At 56.7% G+C, this 15,001-nt stretch carries 16 protein-coding genes and 1 tRNA gene; 9 read left to right on the top strand and 8 right to left on the bottom strand.

Going from position 1 to position 15,001, the window contains the following annotated elements; translation table 11 throughout:
- The first annotated feature begins 7 nt into the window (after positions 1-7).
- The 4 genes from AC07ED_RS14285 to AC07ED_RS14300 all read left to right on the top strand — a co-directional run bounded on the left by AC07ED_RS14285 (position 8) and on the right by AC07ED_RS14300 (position 4,539).
- A complete protein-coding gene (locus AC07ED_RS14285; protein ID WP_105236219.1) occupies positions 8-1,360 on the top strand; it encodes a glutamine synthetase family protein in 1,353 nt (450 codons plus the stop codon).
- Between the two features lie 15 nt (positions 1,361-1,375).
- On the top strand, positions 1,376-2,758 hold the full coding sequence (locus AC07ED_RS14290) for an aldehyde dehydrogenase family protein (protein ID WP_105236218.1): 1,383 nt from the start codon (positions 1,376-1,378) through the stop codon (positions 2,756-2,758).
- Positions 2,755-3,900, top strand: a complete 1,146-nt coding sequence (locus AC07ED_RS14295) for an iron-containing alcohol dehydrogenase (RefSeq protein WP_105236217.1) — start codon at positions 2,755-2,757, stop codon at positions 3,898-3,900. Before AC07ED_RS14290 ends, AC07ED_RS14295 begins: the two co-directional genes overlap by 4 nt.
- A 159-nt stretch (positions 3,901-4,059) precedes the next feature.
- Positions 4,060-4,539, top strand: a complete 480-nt coding sequence (locus AC07ED_RS14300; RefSeq protein WP_105236216.1) for an RrF2 family transcriptional regulator — start codon at positions 4,060-4,062, stop codon at positions 4,537-4,539.
- A 56-nt stretch (positions 4,540-4,595) separates the two neighbouring features.
- On the opposite strand, the gene AC07ED_RS14305 is transcribed toward AC07ED_RS14300, so the two are convergent.
- The 4 genes from AC07ED_RS14305 to AC07ED_RS14320 all read right to left on the bottom strand — a co-directional run bounded on the left by AC07ED_RS14305 (position 4,596) and on the right by AC07ED_RS14320 (position 8,143).
- Positions 4,596-4,671, bottom strand: a tRNA-Thr gene (locus AC07ED_RS14305).
- A 42-nt stretch (positions 4,672-4,713) separates the two neighbouring features.
- A complete protein-coding gene (locus tag AC07ED_RS14310; RefSeq protein ID WP_105236439.1) occupies positions 4,714-6,156 on the bottom strand; it encodes a heme biosynthesis protein HemY in 1,443 nt (480 codons plus the stop codon).
- Between the two features lie 10 nt (positions 6,157-6,166).
- The gene (locus AC07ED_RS14315) at positions 6,167-7,384 is read right to left on the bottom strand and encodes a hypothetical protein (RefSeq protein ID WP_158664572.1); all 1,218 of its coding nucleotides are present in this window, start codon (positions 7,382-7,384) and stop codon (positions 6,167-6,169) included.
- A 60-nt stretch (positions 7,385-7,444) separates the two neighbouring features.
- Entirely contained in the window at positions 7,445-8,143 is a 699-nt protein-coding gene (locus AC07ED_RS14320; RefSeq protein WP_105236214.1) for a uroporphyrinogen-III synthase, read from the bottom strand.
- A gap of 69 nt (positions 8,144-8,212) precedes the next feature.
- Here AC07ED_RS14320 and tsaD point away from each other — a divergent pair, with 69 nt between their 5' ends.
- The 4 genes from tsaD to AC07ED_RS14340 are packed head-to-tail and all read left to right on the top strand — an operon-like array spanning position 8,213 to position 10,947.
- The gene (gene tsaD, locus AC07ED_RS14325) at positions 8,213-9,304 is read left to right on the top strand and encodes a tRNA (adenosine(37)-N6)-threonylcarbamoyltransferase complex transferase subunit TsaD (protein ID WP_105236213.1); all 1,092 of its coding nucleotides are present in this window, start codon (positions 8,213-8,215) and stop codon (positions 9,302-9,304) included.
- Complete coding sequence (locus AC07ED_RS14330; protein WP_105236212.1) at positions 9,301-10,260, top strand: NAD(P)H-dependent glycerol-3-phosphate dehydrogenase; 960 nt, start codon at positions 9,301-9,303, stop codon at positions 10,258-10,260. The genes tsaD and AC07ED_RS14330 overlap by 4 nt, the downstream gene beginning before the upstream one ends.
- Position 10,261: 1 nt before the next feature.
- A complete protein-coding gene (locus AC07ED_RS14335) occupies positions 10,262-10,534 on the top strand; it encodes a YciI family protein (RefSeq protein WP_105236211.1) in 273 nt (90 codons plus the stop codon).
- Positions 10,534-10,947: an EVE domain-containing protein gene (locus AC07ED_RS14340; protein ID WP_105236210.1), complete on the top strand. Its 414-nt coding sequence runs from the start codon at positions 10,534-10,536 to the stop codon at positions 10,945-10,947. Before AC07ED_RS14335 ends, AC07ED_RS14340 begins: the two co-directional genes overlap by 1 nt.
- A gap of 165 nt (positions 10,948-11,112) precedes the next feature.
- Here AC07ED_RS14340 and AC07ED_RS14345 read toward each other — a convergent pair whose 3' ends face one another.
- Together AC07ED_RS14345 and ahcY are read right to left on the bottom strand one after the other, a co-directional pair.
- A complete protein-coding gene (locus tag AC07ED_RS14345; protein WP_105236209.1) occupies positions 11,113-11,454 on the bottom strand; it encodes a DUF2853 family protein in 342 nt (113 codons plus the stop codon).
- Positions 11,455-11,682: 228 nt separating this feature from the next.
- Positions 11,683-13,065: an adenosylhomocysteinase gene (ahcY, locus tag AC07ED_RS14350; RefSeq protein WP_067552336.1), complete on the bottom strand. Its 1,383-nt coding sequence runs from the start codon at positions 13,063-13,065 to the stop codon at positions 11,683-11,685.
- An 84-nt stretch (positions 13,066-13,149) separates the two neighbouring features.
- On the opposite strand from ahcY, the gene AC07ED_RS14355 reads away from it, so the two are divergent.
- On the top strand, positions 13,150-13,746 hold the full coding sequence (locus AC07ED_RS14355) for an HD domain-containing protein (RefSeq protein WP_105236208.1): 597 nt from the start codon (positions 13,150-13,152) through the stop codon (positions 13,744-13,746).
- A 3-nt stretch (positions 13,747-13,749) separates the two neighbouring features.
- Here the strand turns inward: AC07ED_RS14355 and AC07ED_RS14360 are convergent, their stop codons facing one another.
- Together AC07ED_RS14360 and AC07ED_RS14365 are read right to left on the bottom strand one after the other, a co-directional pair.
- Positions 13,750-14,301: an ActR/PrrA/RegA family redox response regulator transcription factor gene (locus tag AC07ED_RS14360; protein WP_067552343.1), complete on the bottom strand. Its 552-nt coding sequence runs from the start codon at positions 14,299-14,301 to the stop codon at positions 13,750-13,752.
- 54 nt (positions 14,302-14,355) lie between these two features.
- Positions 14,356-14,982 carry an SCO family protein gene (locus AC07ED_RS14365; protein ID WP_105236207.1) on the bottom strand — a complete coding sequence of 209 codons (627 nt, stop codon included), beginning with the start codon at positions 14,980-14,982 and terminating at the stop codon, positions 14,356-14,358.
- Positions 14,983-15,001: the final 19 nt, after the last annotated feature.

Raw genomic sequence — 15,001 nt, forward strand, 5'->3', positions numbered from 1 at the left:
CATCGCCATGCTAGACTTCGACACGCTCAAGGCTCGGGTATCTGACGGCACTTACGATACCATCTTGGTCTGCGGTATCGACATGCAGGGTCGCCTCATGGGCAAACGGTTCCATGCCCAGCATTTTATCGACAGCGCGTGGGAAGAAACCCATTGCTGCAACTACCTGCTGGCCACCGACCTCGAGATGGCGACGCCTGACGGCTACGCCTCGACCTCGTGGGAAGCGGGTTATGGCGACTACGTGATGAAGCCTGATCTAAGCACGATCCGCCCTGTGCCGTGGCTCGAAGGCACAGCGATGGTTCTGTGCGACCTGATCGACCACCACACCCACAAAGAAGTCGAACACTCCCCCCGTGCGATGCTGAAAAAGCAGATCAAACGGCTTGAGGCGTTGGGCTATACCGCGATGATGGCGACTGAGCTCGAATTCTTCTTGTTTGAGAAGAGCTATGACCACATCCGCAAGAGCAATTTCCGCGATTTAGAGCCTATTTCGGGCTATAACGAAGACTACCACATCTTCCAAACGACCAAGGAAGAAGGCGTCATGCGCCCGATCCGTAATCACCTTTACGCCGCAGGTATCCCGATCGAAAACTCGAAAGGTGAGGCCGAGGCGGGTCAGGAAGAACTGAACATCAAATACGCCGAAGCGATGCTGACGGCCGACTACCACACCATCGCCAAAAATGCGATCAAGGAGATAGGTTGGCAGAACGGTCACGCGGCGAGCTTTATGGCGAAGTATCACCATAGCAAGGTTGGCTCTTCCGCTCACGTTCACCAGTCACTCTGGAAAGACGGCGCGAACGCGTTTTATGATCCTGCGGACAAACGCGGCATGTCGGCGGTGATGAAGTCCTACATGGCGGGTCTGCTGAAATACGCAGCGGATTACACCTATTTCCTCGCGCCCTACATCAACAGCTACAAGCGGTTCCAGAAAGGCACCTTTGCTCCGACGCGGATCATCTGGTCGGTCGATAACCGTACTGCGGGCTTCCGTCTGTGCGGTGAAAACACCAAAGGCGTTCGTGTTGAATGTCGCGTGGGTGGGTCCGATTTGAACCCATATCTCGCGATGGCGGCTCAGCTTGCCGCTGGTATCGCGGGTATCGAAGAAGGCCTGACCCTCGGCGCGCCATTCACTGGGGATGCCTATGACGCAGAGGTCGAGTCGATCCCGCAAACGCTCCGCGATGCTCGGTCTGCATTGGTGAAATCTGACATGCTCCGCGAAGCATTCGGTGACTGGGCCGTTGACCATTACGCCCGCGCCGCAGAAGTAGAAATCGAAGATTTTGACCGCGTCGTGACTGATTACGAAGTCGCACGCGGCTTTGAACGCTCTTAACCCTATGAGGACATTATGACAGGGCAACTGAAGTGTATTTCGCCCATCGACGGGTCAGTTTACGCCACCCGTGATACGCTGAGCCGCGATGAGGCTTTTGCCGTCGCCGAACGCGCTCGTGCAGCACAGGCCGCATGGGCCGCGCGTCCGCTGAAGGAACGCATTGATCTGGTGCTGGCCGGCGTCGCTGCCGTTGGCGCGATGAATGATGAAGTCGTGCCAGAACTGGCGCATATGATGGGTCGCCCTGTGCGCTACGGTGGCGAATTCCGCGGCTTTGAAGAACGCGCGAGCTATATGGCGCAGATCGCAGAAAGCAGCCTTGCGGACATGCAAGTGGGCGAAGACGCGACCTTTAAACGCTACATCAAACGTGTTCCGCATGGCGTCGTGTTCGTCGTGGCGCCGTGGAACTACCCCTACATGACAGCGATCAACACGGTCGCGCCAGCGCTGATCGCGGGCAACACGGTTATCCTCAAACATGCGACGCAGACCCTATTGGTCGGCGAACGTATGGCTAAGGCGTTCCATTCCGCTGGCGTGCCAGAGGACGTGTTTATCAACGTCTTCCTCGACCACGACACAACCAATGATCTGATCGCAGGTCGCGCCTTTAACTTTGTGAATTTCACAGGCTCTGTTGGCGGCGGCAAGGCGATGGAGCGCGCTGCGGCGGGCACCTTTACGGGTGTTGGCCTAGAGCTCGGCGGTAAAGACCCAGGTTACGTCATGGAGGACGCCGATCTGGATGCAGCCGTTGATACGCTGGTTGACGCAGCGATGTTCAACTCTGGTCAATGCTGCTGTGGCATCGAACGGATTTACGTCCACGAAAGCCTCTATGATGCCTTTGTCGAAAAGGCCGTTGCGGTGGTTAAGGGCTACAAGCTCGGCAATCCGATGGACAGCGACACGACGATTGGCCCGATGGCCAACGTCCGCTTTGCAACAGAGGTCCGTGCGCAGATCGCAGAGGCTGTTGAGGCTGGTGCCGTTGCCCATATCCCGACAATGGAAGGTGACGATGGTGCAGCTTACCTGACGCCGCAAATCCTGACCAACGTCACCCACGACATGCGCGTCATGCGTGAAGAGTCGTTCGGCCCTGTCGTTGGCATCATGAAGGTTTCGTCCGACGCCGAAGCCGTCGCGCTGATGAACGACAGCGACTACGGCCTGACGGTGTCCCTCTGGACCCAAGATGTGGAGCGCGCGCAGGCCGTGGGCGATCAGCTCGAAACGGGCACTGTGTTCCTTAACCGAGCGGACTACCTCGATCCGGGTTTGTGCTGGACGGGCTGCAAAGATACGGGTCGCGGCGGTGGCTTGTCCGTGATCGGCTACCATAACCTCACACGTCCAAAATCCTACCATCTCAAGAAGGTGACGAAATGAACCTCATCGGTAACTGGTCCTATCCGACCGCTGTGAAATTCGGCGCAGGCCGGATCAAAGAGCTTCCTGCGGCATTGGCCCAAGCAGGCATCACACGCCCGCTCTTGGTGACGGACCGTGGGCTTGCCAGCATGGCGATCACACAGCAGACCTTGGACATCATGGACGAGGCTGGTTTCGGTCGCGCGATTTTCGCCGAAGTAGACCCTAACCCGACCGAATTGAACCTTGCTGCGGGCGTTGAAGCCTACAAAGCGGGCGGTCATGACGGCGTGATTGCCTTTGGTGGTGGCTCTGGCCTCGACCTCGGTAAAATGGTCGCTTTCATGGCGGGTCAAACCCGTCCGATTTGGGACTTTGAGGACATTGGCGACTGGTGGACCCGTGCGGATGCGGACGCGATCGCGCCGATCATCGCTGTTCCGACGACTGCTGGCACAGGGTCCGAAGTGGGCCGCGCCTCGGTCATCACCAATTCGGAAACACACGTCAAAAAGATCATCTTCCACCCGAAGGTTCTGCCGACCGTTGTGATTTCAGACCCTGAACTGACCGTCGGCATGCCGAAGTTCATCACTGCTGGCACAGGCCTCGATGCCTTTGCCCACTGTGTCGAAGCTTTCAGCAGCCCGTTCTATCACCCGATGAGCCAAGGTATCGCGCTCGAAGGGATGCGCTTGGTCGTCGAAAACCTGCCACGCGCTTATGCAGACGGCACCGACCTTGAGGCTCGCGCAAACATGATGGCAGCAGCTGCGATGGGGGCAGTGGCCTTCCAAAAGGGCCTCGGCGCTATTCACGCGCTGTCGCACCCGATCGGCGCAGTTTTCAACACGCACCACGGCACAACCAACGCTGTGTGTATGCCTGCCGTTCTTGAGCTGAACGCGCCGCTGATCGCTGATCGTTTTGATCGCGCAGCCAGCTATATCGGCGTGTCAGGTGACTTTGACGGGTTCCGCAGCTTTGTCCAAGAGTTCAACGACAGCTTCGCCATCCCGCGCAAACTCCGCGAAATGGGTGCAACTTTGGACAAGATCGACGAATTGGTTCCAGCAGCGCTTGCCGATCCGTCCTGCGGCGGTAACCCCGTCGAACTGAACGAGGCAAACGTTCGCGCGCTATTCGAAGCCGTCATCTAATGCCTAAGCCCTGATCCGAATATCATCGGATCAGGGCAAATTCTGCATATCAGACTAAAGTTTTCCGCGAAAACGCACCAAGATTCTGATCTGGATCAGTTACGGGCGCACAGAAACGTGATTTTTGACCTCTAATCAGTTGATGAGAGGAAGTTTCAGTTGCGTCTCACCACCCGCACAAACCTTGCGATACGCGTTTTGATGTATTGCGGCACACATTTGGACCAGATCACGCCATCGTCCATCATTGCAGACGCCTGCAACGCCTCCGCCAACCATTTGGCGCAGGTCGTTCATACGCTGCACGTAAACGGGTTCGTGGACGCAACACGCGGTCGCACTGGCGGGGTTCGGTTGGCGCGGGACGCAGCCAAAATCAATATCGGCGAAGTGTTCCGCATTTTTGAGGCAGACGTTCCTTTTACGGAGTGCTTCTCTGAAGCCACAAACACCTGCCCATTGGTAAAAGCCTGCCGCCTTCGCGTCGCCATCGGCCGCGCACTCGAGGCGTTCTTTCACGAGCTTGACCTCGTCACGCTCGAAGACCTGGTCAAAGGCAACTGCGGTCTGGTCGACATCTTTGCAATGACCGCACCATTGGCATCGGTTGAATGTAACGGCGCTGATGTGGCGGGCTGAGTCTCTGGCGGACTGAATCCACTAGAAACAATAGCTCAATACTCTTCCAGAAAAACTGGTGCCGCTGAAGGGACTCGAACCCCCGACCCCATCATTACGAATGACGTGCTCTACCAGCTGAGCTACAGCGGCGCTGGGGCGGCTATTAACACTGCTGTGCCGCCCCGAAAAGTGTTATTTTTGAACCTCGGCTGAGGAAATATCCTCAGCTTCGATTTCATCTTCCTCGTCAGGCGACGGCGTGGCCCCCACGATGAGCGGTAGCATCTCAGTGCCAGCGGGCATTGCAACTTCGGCCTTGGCGGGCGCTTTCCACGAAAGCGTGTCGAACGATCCGCAGCTTTGGCAGACGGGTTCCCACTCGGCATGTATGCTCTGACATTTGTCGCAAATCCATTGCGGACCGCGTGGTGCCACGAGTGCTTTGGTCAGCCAACCGCGAACCACTTGATCCTCAGACCCAGACCCGCGTTCAATCGCCGCCATGAGCGTCAGGACGCGTGCGGTTGGTGCATCTTCGGGCAAGGAGCCCAGCGCGCGACGGGCCGCCGGGAAATCCTCGGCTGCGATCTGCAACTCGGCCAAGAGCATTTGGGTTTCGGGGTCAGTCGGGTTCACTTTGGTCAGCGCGTTAAAGCGTTTCAGGCGTTGGGCGGGTGTTTCGTTTGGCTCAATCTCGGCAAAAGTAGCGGCGAGATCAGGATGCGGTTTCGCGGTCCAAGCCTTTGTCAAAACACGCGCAGCGAGCTTGGGTTTGCCTTTGGCGATGTGCGCGCGCGCGGCCATGACCGCTGCGGGGATCAGGTCGGGCGACTGTTTGTTGGCGGCAATTGCAGCCTCTTGAACATCGATCGACGAGTCTTCGCTGATCAGGTCTTTGGCCTCGGACAGGGCCAAGACCGCATCGCGACGACGGAGCACATCTTTGGGCAAGCCACCCGACTTCGCCTTAGCAGCCAAGGTCGCACGTGCGCCCGTCCAATCGCCGCTATCGGCCTGAAGTTTCAGGAGAGTGTCCTGAGTGGCTTCATGCTTGGGCTTCAGCTCAAAGGCTTTCTGCGCGAGCTTCAGCGCTGTGTCAGTATCACCCGCTGCAAGTTTCTGCTGCATCAGCCCACGGATGCCGACAAAACGTGTACGGTCTTCGGTCAGGAGGAGCTTATATGCAGCTTCCGCCTTCTTGCTATCGCCTGCGACCTCTGCGGCTTGGGCAATCAAGAGGGTCGTCAGTTCAGGCTTATCGAGCAGCTTTTCAGCCTTGGCGGCTTTGGCCAACGCAAGGTGTCCCTCGCCAGAGGCAACAGCCATCATGCCTTCTGTTAGAGCTTGATACCCACGTTCTACTCGGTTGCGGGTGAAGTAGCGCGATACAGCCGTTTCATCGCCGTTCAGGAACTTGAGAAACGCCACCAACATGCCAAACAGCTTGAACATGACCCAAGTGAGAACGACCATGCCGACAAGAGCGAAAGCGAGTTCAAGGGGGCCGAGCCGCATTTCTAAACCCGCGAAGGTGATCAGCACCTCGCCCTGAATTTGGGACAATTCCATCGCACCGTAGGTCAGTGCAGTTACGCCCAACACGAAGGCAAGGATCTTAATTAGGGACCAAAGCATCATCGGGGCCTCACTGGTTCATCGTTACAACTAGGTCATCAAGCGCGGCAAAAGCGGCGAGCCGCGTCTCTGCCAGTTCGCGCCATGCAGCAGTTTGCGCCGCTGCCTGTTCGGGTAGACCATCAAGTTCTGCAATTGCGTCCGCTACACGTCCATCGCGGACCGCAGCTTCGGCACGGGAGAGGATAGCGTCCACGTCAGTGCCCTCACGCGGAGCCACGGAGCGCACGTTGAACAGGTTGCTCATGAACCCACCAACCGTGCCGCCCGTTTCACCTGCCACACCAGCACGACGAGCCGCATCGAGTGCAGCACGGGCGGCGGCAGGGAAATCATCCTGCAATGTGACCAAGGTCGCGACGCCCTCTTCTGCAGGGGCTGCAAGCCCAGCTGGGATCGAGACACCAAGCACCGATTCCAGATCAGGAAGCGCATCGGCAAAGGGTGTCCCTGCCTCTAACGCTGTTTGAACACGCGCAATCGCAACACGTTGCATCGCTGCTTTTTCGGCCTCCGCAGCTGCGGCCTCATCGGCGGCGGCGGCATCGCGGGCTTGTTGCAACTGATCCGCCGTTGCGGAGGCTATGGATTGGATCCGCGCCTCTTGCTCCGCCAATTCTGCACGCAGCGCATCAGATTGGGCCTGCACAGTTTGCGTAATCGACGCGACAGTGGCTTCACCGCCGAGCGGGAGCGCCTCTACTGCAGCGATCCGCGTATCGATTGCATCCAATTTGGTCGCGATCTCAGCAATCGAGGCCGTCAAATCACGCTGAACAGCATCCGTGCGAGCGCCGACCGTGCTGTCGATCATCGCCTCTGGGTCAAACGCCTGCAGAGTCTCAATCGACTTCCGCAACTCAGCGATCTCTGTCGATTGGGCGTCGATTGCAGCAGGATCAACCTTGGGCAACGTATACCACGCCGTGCCATAGCCGATGCCACCAGCGATCAAACCGCCAAGCACAACACCCAAAAATCCACCTTTTCGGGGCCTTTCGGACTGCGCAGCAGCAGGAGTTTCCGGCTTTTCTTCTTCGACAATGGCTTGATCGTCGCCTGACGGCTCTTCGGTTAGAGCTTCATTATCTTCTGGCGCGTCGTCCTCGACGACTTCGGCATCTTCGATGTCATCGGTTTGTTCAGTCGCCTGCTCGTCGTCATCAAGTTTTTCACCACTCGTGGCTTCAACTTCTGGTTCGACTTTCGGCTTTTCTTCCTCTGACACTGACGAATCCTCGCAACCCATTAAAATTTAAGTCCAACCTATGCCCTGCCGCGTCGCGCCTCAAGCACGACCACGCCGCAAAAGGCTGTCCAGACGGCGACAGGTCGCCGCAAGCATGGCATCGAAATTGGGATTTTCAGCGATTGTAACAGTATCCGCGCCAAGGTCGGCCACCTCAGCCGCAACAGCACTGCTCATGGCAATGACATGCACAGGGGCCTGTTGAACCGCTGGAATCAGCAATGCGCTACGCGGTGAAAATAACGGCAGAACGATTGGATCAGTCCCCGCGAGAGCCTGAAGCGCAGCCTCTGTGGGGGGAATATCGCGCTGATCGTAGGCTATCGCCTCTTTACACAGGCGGCCCTGCGCGATGAGCCGCGCAGAGACCTGCCCCCGCGAGTGAATCCCGCGAATATGGCAGAGCGTTCCTGTGGGCTGGGACAGGATAAGATCAACCAAGTCGTCCGCATTTCCATCGGCAGAAATAGGCTCTAATCCAGCCTCAGAAGCAATGATCGCCGTTCTTTGACCAACGCACCACGCTCGCGTCCCAGCTTTGACACCCAGCCGCTTCGCCTCTGCCACCCCATTCGCCGAAGTTAGGATAACCTCATCATAGGACGGCAGATCAACGGGTAGCGAAACCACCTCTATCACGGGGGAAATAACCGCCTTCACAGGGCCAAACTCCGCCTCGACCGCAGCTAAAAACCGCTCAGAGTCGGCTTGAGGGCGAGTGAGAACAAGAATGGTCATAGCGGCTCCGGCATTGTTCAGGCGCGTGCAGAGTGATACCTGCCATTAACACCTAACCAACAGGACCACATGACAAAAGCCCTGACCATACTTGGCATCGAAAGCAGCTGTGACGACACAGCGGCCGCGGTCGTGCGTTTGGATGATACCGCGACCGTCCTCGCGTCGGTTGTGAAGGGTCAAAACGACCTACATGCGGACTTTGGCGGCGTGGTGCCTGAAATTGCGGCCCGCGCCCATGCGGAGCGCGTTGATATTTGCGTCGAAGAGGCCTTGGCCGAAGCAGGTATGACCTTAGACGACATCGACGGGATCGCCGTTACCTCTGGGCCTGGGCTGATCGGGGGCGTTCTCTCTGGCGTGATGTGCGCAAAAGGCATCGCGACGGCGACTGGTCTACCGATTGTCAGTGTAAACCACCTTGCGGGTCACGCACTAACCCCGCGCCTGACGGATGCGGTGACATTTCCCTATCTGATGCTGCTGGTCTCGGGTGGGCATTGCCAGTTCCTGATCGCGGAAGGGCCTGAAACCTTCCGTCGGATCGGTGGAACGATCGACGATGCACCTGGGGAAGCGTTCGACAAAACGGCACGACTTTTGGGGCTGCCACAACCGGGCGGTCCTCATGTGGAACGCGCGGCGCAGTCTGGCGATGCAAAGGCGTTTGCCCTACCGCGCCCGCTATTAGATCGTGCTGGCTGCGATATGTCGTTCTCAGGGCTTAAAACCGCGCTTCTGCGCGCACGAGATGCGGTAGTTACGGAAAAAGGCGGGTTAACGGAAAAAGACCGTTCCAATCTTGCTGCAGCGTTCCAACTAGCGGTTTCCGATATTTTATTCGAGAAAACCCGTCGCGCGTTGATGGAATATTTCGAGCTTCAGCCTGAGAAACGCGTTTTTGCGATTGCTGGTGGTGTGGCTGCAAACAGGCCAATCAGGGCCGCTCTCATGGCGCTTTGCGCTGAATTAGAGACTGATTTTGTCGCGCCTCCATTGAGCCTATGCACCGATAACGCAGCCATGATCGCCTATGCAGGCGGTGTTCGATTGCTCGCAGGTCAGAGCGACGATATGACGTTTAAGGCCCGCCCAAGATGGCCACTAGACGACCGTGCCCCCACCCTTTTAGGCTCTGGCAAAAAGGGAGCGAAAGCATGACCATCGCAGTAGCAGGCGCAGGCGCATTCGGCACAGCACTGGCCGTTGCCTTGGGCAAAAAAGCACCCGTCCACCTGTGGGCGCGCGACGCTGAAATGGTAGAAGCCATGCGTTCGACCCGCGCGACCCCCCGCCTGCCCAATGTGATCTTGCCAGAAAGTATCGACGTTTCCGCCGATTTAGAGACTGTTTTTCAGGCCAACACGATCTTACTAGCCGTTCCTGCTCAGCAGATCGGGACGTTTCTAACGACCCACGCGGATCGCCTCGCTGGCAAAACCATCGTGTCCTGCGCCAAAGGGATCGATCTGACCACGCTCAAAGGCACTGCATCGTCGATCTCTGAACTGATCCCAACCTCAACCGCCGCGATCCTGACTGGACCGAGCTTTGCCGCGGACATTGCAAAGGGGTTGCCAACAGCGCTGACCTTGGCCTGCGCCGATGACGGCGTCGGCACGCAGCTTCAAGCCGACCTTTCGACCAAAACATTGCGGCTCTATCGTACAACAGATGTGATCGGCGCCGAACTAGGTGGATCGCTGAAAAACGTGATGGCGATTGCCTGTGGCGCATGCATCGGTGAAGGCATGGGGGACAGCGCCCGCGCGGCCCTGATGACGCGCGGCATGGCGGAAATGATACGTCTTTCCATCGCGATGGGTGGCCAATCCGACACCCTGATGGGGCTGTCAGGCTTTGGGGATCTGGTTTTAACCTGCACGTCGGAACAGTCCCGCAACTATCGCTACGGCCTAGCTCTTGGACGCATGGAAGGGTTCGATCCGACGGTCACCGTCGAAGGCGTCGCAACCACGCACGCTGTGGCAAAACTCGCTCGTGAAAAGGGCATAGAAATGCCAATCGTCACCATGTTGTCTGGACTGCTTGATGGGAAATCGAGCATCGCGGATGCTATTCAAGGGCTGTTGTCGCGCCCACTCAAGGAGGAATAAAATGCGTTTTGCAATCATCACCAAAGACAAAGACGGCGCGCTCCAAGTTCGTCTTAACAACCGCGAGGCACACCTTGCCTACATCAAGGAAACTGGCGTGGTCGAAATGGCCGGCCCGTTCCTGAACCAAGCGGGCGAGATGCACGGGTCGATGATCATCCTCGACGTGGCTGACTTCGCCGCGGCGCAGGCTTGGGCAGACAATGATCCCTACGCCAAAGCTGGACTGTTCGAAAAAGTCCGCATCGAAGAGTGGAAAAAGGTGATCGGCTAATGGCCTATTGGCTGTTCAAGTCTGAACCGGATGTTTTCGGCTGGGACCACCTCGTTGCCAAAGGCGACGCGGGTGAAGAATGGAACGGCGTTCGAAACTACCAAGCCCGCAACAACATGCGGGCCATGGCGATTGGCGACAAAGGGTTCTTTTACCATTCGCGCCAAGGGTTAGAGATTGTCGGTATCCTAGAGGTCTGCGCCACATCACACCCTGACAGCACCACCGACGATCCCAAATGGGATTGCGTTGACGTGAAAGCGGTCACTCCATTCCCGCGTCCAGTAACGCTCGACCAAATAAAGGCTACGGCGGAACTGGCGGACATGGTTCTGGTTAAGAACTCTCGCCTCTCTGTCCAGCCCGTGACAGAGGCAGAATGGCAATTGATCTGCACGATGGGCGGCATTTAAACGGGATTGGGGTCCAGCCACACAACGAAGGCTAGACCCCTCTCTCACCCGCGCTCCCACACGCTGGAAAAGGTCTGCCGTTCTGGCTGGTTGTCTAACCCATACACTCAAAAAGGGCTTCTCCTCAAAGGAAAAGCCCTTCGCATTTTCATCAATCCCTAAGGATTAACCGTAAACAGCTTCTTTGCCGAAGTGCTTTACCAGCATGTAGTAAACAACGGCGCGGTATTTGTTGCGCTCCGACTTGCCGTAGGTTTCGATCACAGCATTCAGACCTTCGCCCAGCTCTGGGCCGTCTTTCAGGCCAAGCTTTTTGATAAGGAAGTTCTTTTTTACGGTGTCCAGCTCGGACTCTTGCGAGGCCGCAACGGTGCTTGCGTCAGCGTCGTAAATCGACGGACCGCAGCCGATGGTAACCTTTTTCAGCAGGTCCATATCCGGTGTCATGCCACATTTGTTCTTAAGATCGTCGGCATATTTGGCGATCAATTCGTCCCGTTTACCCATTCTGGTGCCCCCTCGTTTGTTTTGCACGCGGGCCAAATTAATAAATACAGCCCTAGGATGAGCAAAGCCTATGCCCGCTGCCGTGTAACGGTAAAGCAAAATCCGCCCTTAAATCGCGATGCCTGCGAAAATTCGCATGTTTTGTGTTGCACTCTGACACCACCATCGCCGCAAACGAAAACCGCCGCCCCATTGGGACGGCGGTCGAATTCGCAAATCTACCGATGATTAGTAGCGGTAGTGCTCTGGCTTGAACGGGCCTTCGACGGTGACGCCGATGTAATCTGCCTGCTCTTTCGAGAGGGTCGTCAGTTTCACGCCAATACGGTCGAGGTGCAGACGCGCGACTTTCTCGTCCAGATGTTTCGGCAGGATGTAGACGCCCGGCTGATATTCGTCACCTTTGGTCCACAGCTCGATCTGAGCCAGAACTTGGTTGGTGAAGGATGCGGACATCACGAACGACGGGTGACCCGTTGCGTTACCAAGGTTCAGCAGGCGGCCTTCGGAAAGAAGGATGATCTTGTTGCCAGACGGCATCTCGATCATGTCAACCTGATCTTTAATGTTGGTCCACTTGTGGTTCCGCAGGCTAGCGACCTGAATTTCATTGTCGAAGTGGCCGATGTTGCCAACGATCGCCATGTTCTTCATCTCGCGCATGTGCTCGATGCGGATCACGTCTTTGTTGCCAGTGGTGGTGATGAAGATGTCAGCCGAAGACACGACGTCTTCGAGCAGCACAACCTCAAAGCCGTCCATCGCAGCCTGAAGCGCGCAGATCGGGTCGGCTTCGGTCACTTTCACACGAGCGCCAGCGCCAGCGAGAGATGCAGCCGAACCTTTGCCAACGTCGCCGTAGCCGCAAACAACAGCCACTTTACCAGCCATCATCACGTCAGTTGCGCGGCGGATGCCGTCAACGAGCGATTCTTTACAGCCATATTTGTTGTCGAACTTCGACTTGGTCACAGAATCGTTCACGTTGATCGCAGGGAACGGAAGCTGGCCTTTTTTGTGCAGGTCGTAGAGGCGGTGAACACCGGTGGTGGTCTCTTCCGATACGCCTTGGATCGCCTCTTTGGTCTTGGTGAACCAACCCGGGCTTGCCTTCATGCGCTTCTGGATCTGCGCCTTGATAACGGCCTCTTCTTCGGACTGGGGTACTGGAATGATATCTTCGCCAGCTTCGGCGCGAGCACCCAGCAAAACGTAAAGGGTCGCGTCGCCACCATCGTCTAGGATCATGTTCGCGCCTTCGGGGAACATGAAGGATTTGTCGAGATAATCCCAATGTTCTTCAAGGGTTTGACCCTTAACCGCAAAGACCGGAATGCCAGCCTCAGCGATCGCCGCAGCGGCGTGGTCTTGGGTCGAGAAGATGTTGCACGATGCCCAACGAACGTCTGCGCCCAACGCGACCAGCGTCTCGATTAGCACAGCGGTTTGGATAGTCATGTGGAGAGAACCAACGATGCGCGCACCCTTGAGCGGCTTTGATTCACCGAACTCAGCGCGGCAAGCCATCAAGCCCGGCATTTCGGTTTCAGCAATGTTCAATTCTTTGCGGCCAAATGCTGCAAGTGAGATGTCCTTAACGACGTAATCCATGGCACCAGGCCCTTTCCAATACAATTGTTGCGGGTCAGATAGCACTGTAGACCTATCCCGACAACTTCGACGGACGGAAAAATAATGGCCGCAAAACAAACCCGCGCTTGGCAACGAATGTTATCGGGTCGACGGCTCGATCTCTTGGACCCGACTCCAATGGATATTGAGGTCGAAGACATCGCCCACGGATTAGCTTTTGTTGCGCGCTGGAACGGCCAAACAATCGGCGACTACGCTTATTCGGTCGCTGAACATTCGCTTCTCGTCGAAGAGATTTTCAGCCGCGATAACCCAGGTATCGCGACCAAATGGAAGCTCGCGGCGTTGCTGCACGATGCGCCTGAATACGTGATCGGCGACATGATCAGCCCTGTTAAAGCGGCAGTTGGTCCAAACTACGGCGAATTGGATGAACGGCTGACTGCCGCCATTCACATTCGCTTTGGGCTACCTGCAAAATTGCCCACTGAGATTAAGAAGCGGATTAAGGAAGCAGACAAAGTCAGCGCGTGGTTGGAAGCGACACAGATCGCGGGGTTTTCCACGAGCGAAGCGGACAAGCTCTTTGGGAAACTCGACAAACAACTAGTTGCGAAACTCGGCATCCGTTTGCGGCCTCCCGTAGAGGTTCGCAAGGATTTCACCGCGCGTCACGCGGCCTTGCTTGCTGAAATGTAGACCTTACTTCGGGCTGCGCTTTGCCAGAATACGCTGAAGCGTCCGACGGTGCATGTTCAGACGACGCGCCGTTTCCGACACGTTGCGATCACACAGTTCGTAGACACGCTGGATATGCTCCCAACGCACGCGGTCCGCGCTCATTGGATTTTCAGGCGGTGGCGGCAGTTCGTCGCCTTTTTGCAGCAAAGCGTTAACGATGTCGTTGGCGTCAGCTGGCTTTGACAGATAATCCGTTGCGCCGATTTTCACTGCAGCCACAGCCGTCGCAATCGCGCCGTATCCTGTCAGAACAACAATACGGCTGTCTGGGCGGCGCTCGCGGAGCGTTTCAACAACGTCCAGACCGTTCCCATCTTCGAGCCGTAGATCGACGACCGCATAAGCGCTCGGTCGGGCGGTGGCGATTGCCTTACCAGCAACAACAGAGCCAGCGGTTTCTACAGAAAACCCGCGCTTCTCCATAGCCTTGGCGAGCCGCTTCAAAAACGGTTCGTCATCATCCACCAAGAGCAGCGTTCTGTCTTCGCCCAGATCAATGGGTTCATTATCCATTAGGTCCGCCTCATATGTCGCGCTCTCAACAGGTAGCGGGCAGAGCCCCCAAGGTCAATTCGCACCGACCATTTCGATCAAGCACTCCATCCTTTGCGCCACATTTTCAGGAGTGTCGTTGTGACCGAAAACGTCGATCACACCATAGCCCGGGATGTTGAAATAGGACTGAACAGAGTGATCCACGAGGTAATACTCAGGATCGCCATTCGCCTCTTTCTGGTAATACGTCCGATAGGCTTTGGAGGCTGCGTCGGTCTGTTCTGGCGTCCCCGTGAGGCCGATCATACGGTCGTGGAAGTTATAGGCAAACTCGCCCACGCGTTCTGGGGTGTCCCGCTCAGGGTCGATGGAGATAAAGACTGGCGTGACAGAAATCCCTTTTTCATCAAGGATCTGAACCGCCTGAGAATTGCGCATGTTGTCGAGAGGGCAAACATCTGGGCAGAAGGTGTAGCCAAAATACAAAACGGTCGGACCTGTGATAACGTCAGCATCGGTGACTGTCACACCGTCCTTATTCACCAGCTCAAACGGACCGCCGACAGAACTGCCAGCGACTGCAGTCGCACCACATTGGGCGAAATCCTGATCGGGCGCGTTCAATTTCACCACGGCAAGGGTGCCACCAATGAACAACGCTGCAACCGATACGGCGGCTAGTGCAATTTTCTTTTCCATCGAACTCTCCTTTGGTCGC

Source organism: Aestuarium zhoushanense (genome assembly GCF_056431045.1).

What these genes read in the sequence shown, in the direction of transcription:
- AC07ED_RS14355 (WP_105236208.1), top strand. Translation starts at nt 13,150, where the DNA reads ATGGCCGCAAAACAAACCCGCGCTTGGCAACGAATGTTATCGGGTCGA.
- AC07ED_RS14365 (WP_105236207.1), bottom strand. Translation starts at nt 14,982, where the DNA reads ATGGAAAAGAAAATTGCACTAGCCGCCGTATCGGTTGCAGCGTTGTTC.
- AC07ED_RS14335 (WP_105236211.1), top strand. Translation starts at nt 10,262, where the DNA reads ATGCGTTTTGCAATCATCACCAAAGACAAAGACGGCGCGCTCCAAGTT.
- AC07ED_RS14360 (WP_067552343.1), bottom strand. Translation starts at nt 14,301, where the DNA reads ATGGATAATGAACCCATTGATCTGGGCGAAGACAGAACGCTGCTCTTG.
- AC07ED_RS14290 (WP_105236218.1), top strand. Translation starts at nt 1,376, where the DNA reads ATGACAGGGCAACTGAAGTGTATTTCGCCCATCGACGGGTCAGTTTAC.
- AC07ED_RS14295 (WP_105236217.1), top strand. Translation starts at nt 2,755, where the DNA reads ATGAACCTCATCGGTAACTGGTCCTATCCGACCGCTGTGAAATTCGGC.
- AC07ED_RS14330 (WP_105236212.1), top strand. Translation starts at nt 9,301, where the DNA reads ATGACCATCGCAGTAGCAGGCGCAGGCGCATTCGGCACAGCACTGGCC.
- ahcY (WP_067552336.1), bottom strand. Translation starts at nt 13,065, where the DNA reads ATGGATTACGTCGTTAAGGACATCTCACTTGCAGCATTTGGCCGCAAA.
- tsaD (WP_105236213.1), top strand. Translation starts at nt 8,213, where the DNA reads ATGACAAAAGCCCTGACCATACTTGGCATCGAAAGCAGCTGTGACGAC.
- AC07ED_RS14285 (WP_105236219.1), top strand. Translation starts at nt 8, where the DNA reads ATGCTAGACTTCGACACGCTCAAGGCTCGGGTATCTGACGGCACTTAC.
- AC07ED_RS14345 (WP_105236209.1), bottom strand. Translation starts at nt 11,454, where the DNA reads ATGGGTAAACGGGACGAATTGATCGCCAAATATGCCGACGATCTTAAG.
- AC07ED_RS14340 (WP_105236210.1), top strand. Translation starts at nt 10,534, where the DNA reads ATGGCCTATTGGCTGTTCAAGTCTGAACCGGATGTTTTCGGCTGGGAC.
- AC07ED_RS14310 (WP_105236439.1), bottom strand. Translation starts at nt 6,156, where the DNA reads ATGCTTTGGTCCCTAATTAAGATCCTTGCCTTCGTGTTGGGCGTAACT.
- AC07ED_RS14320 (WP_105236214.1), bottom strand. Translation starts at nt 8,143, where the DNA reads ATGACCATTCTTGTTCTCACTCGCCCTCAAGCCGACTCTGAGCGGTTT.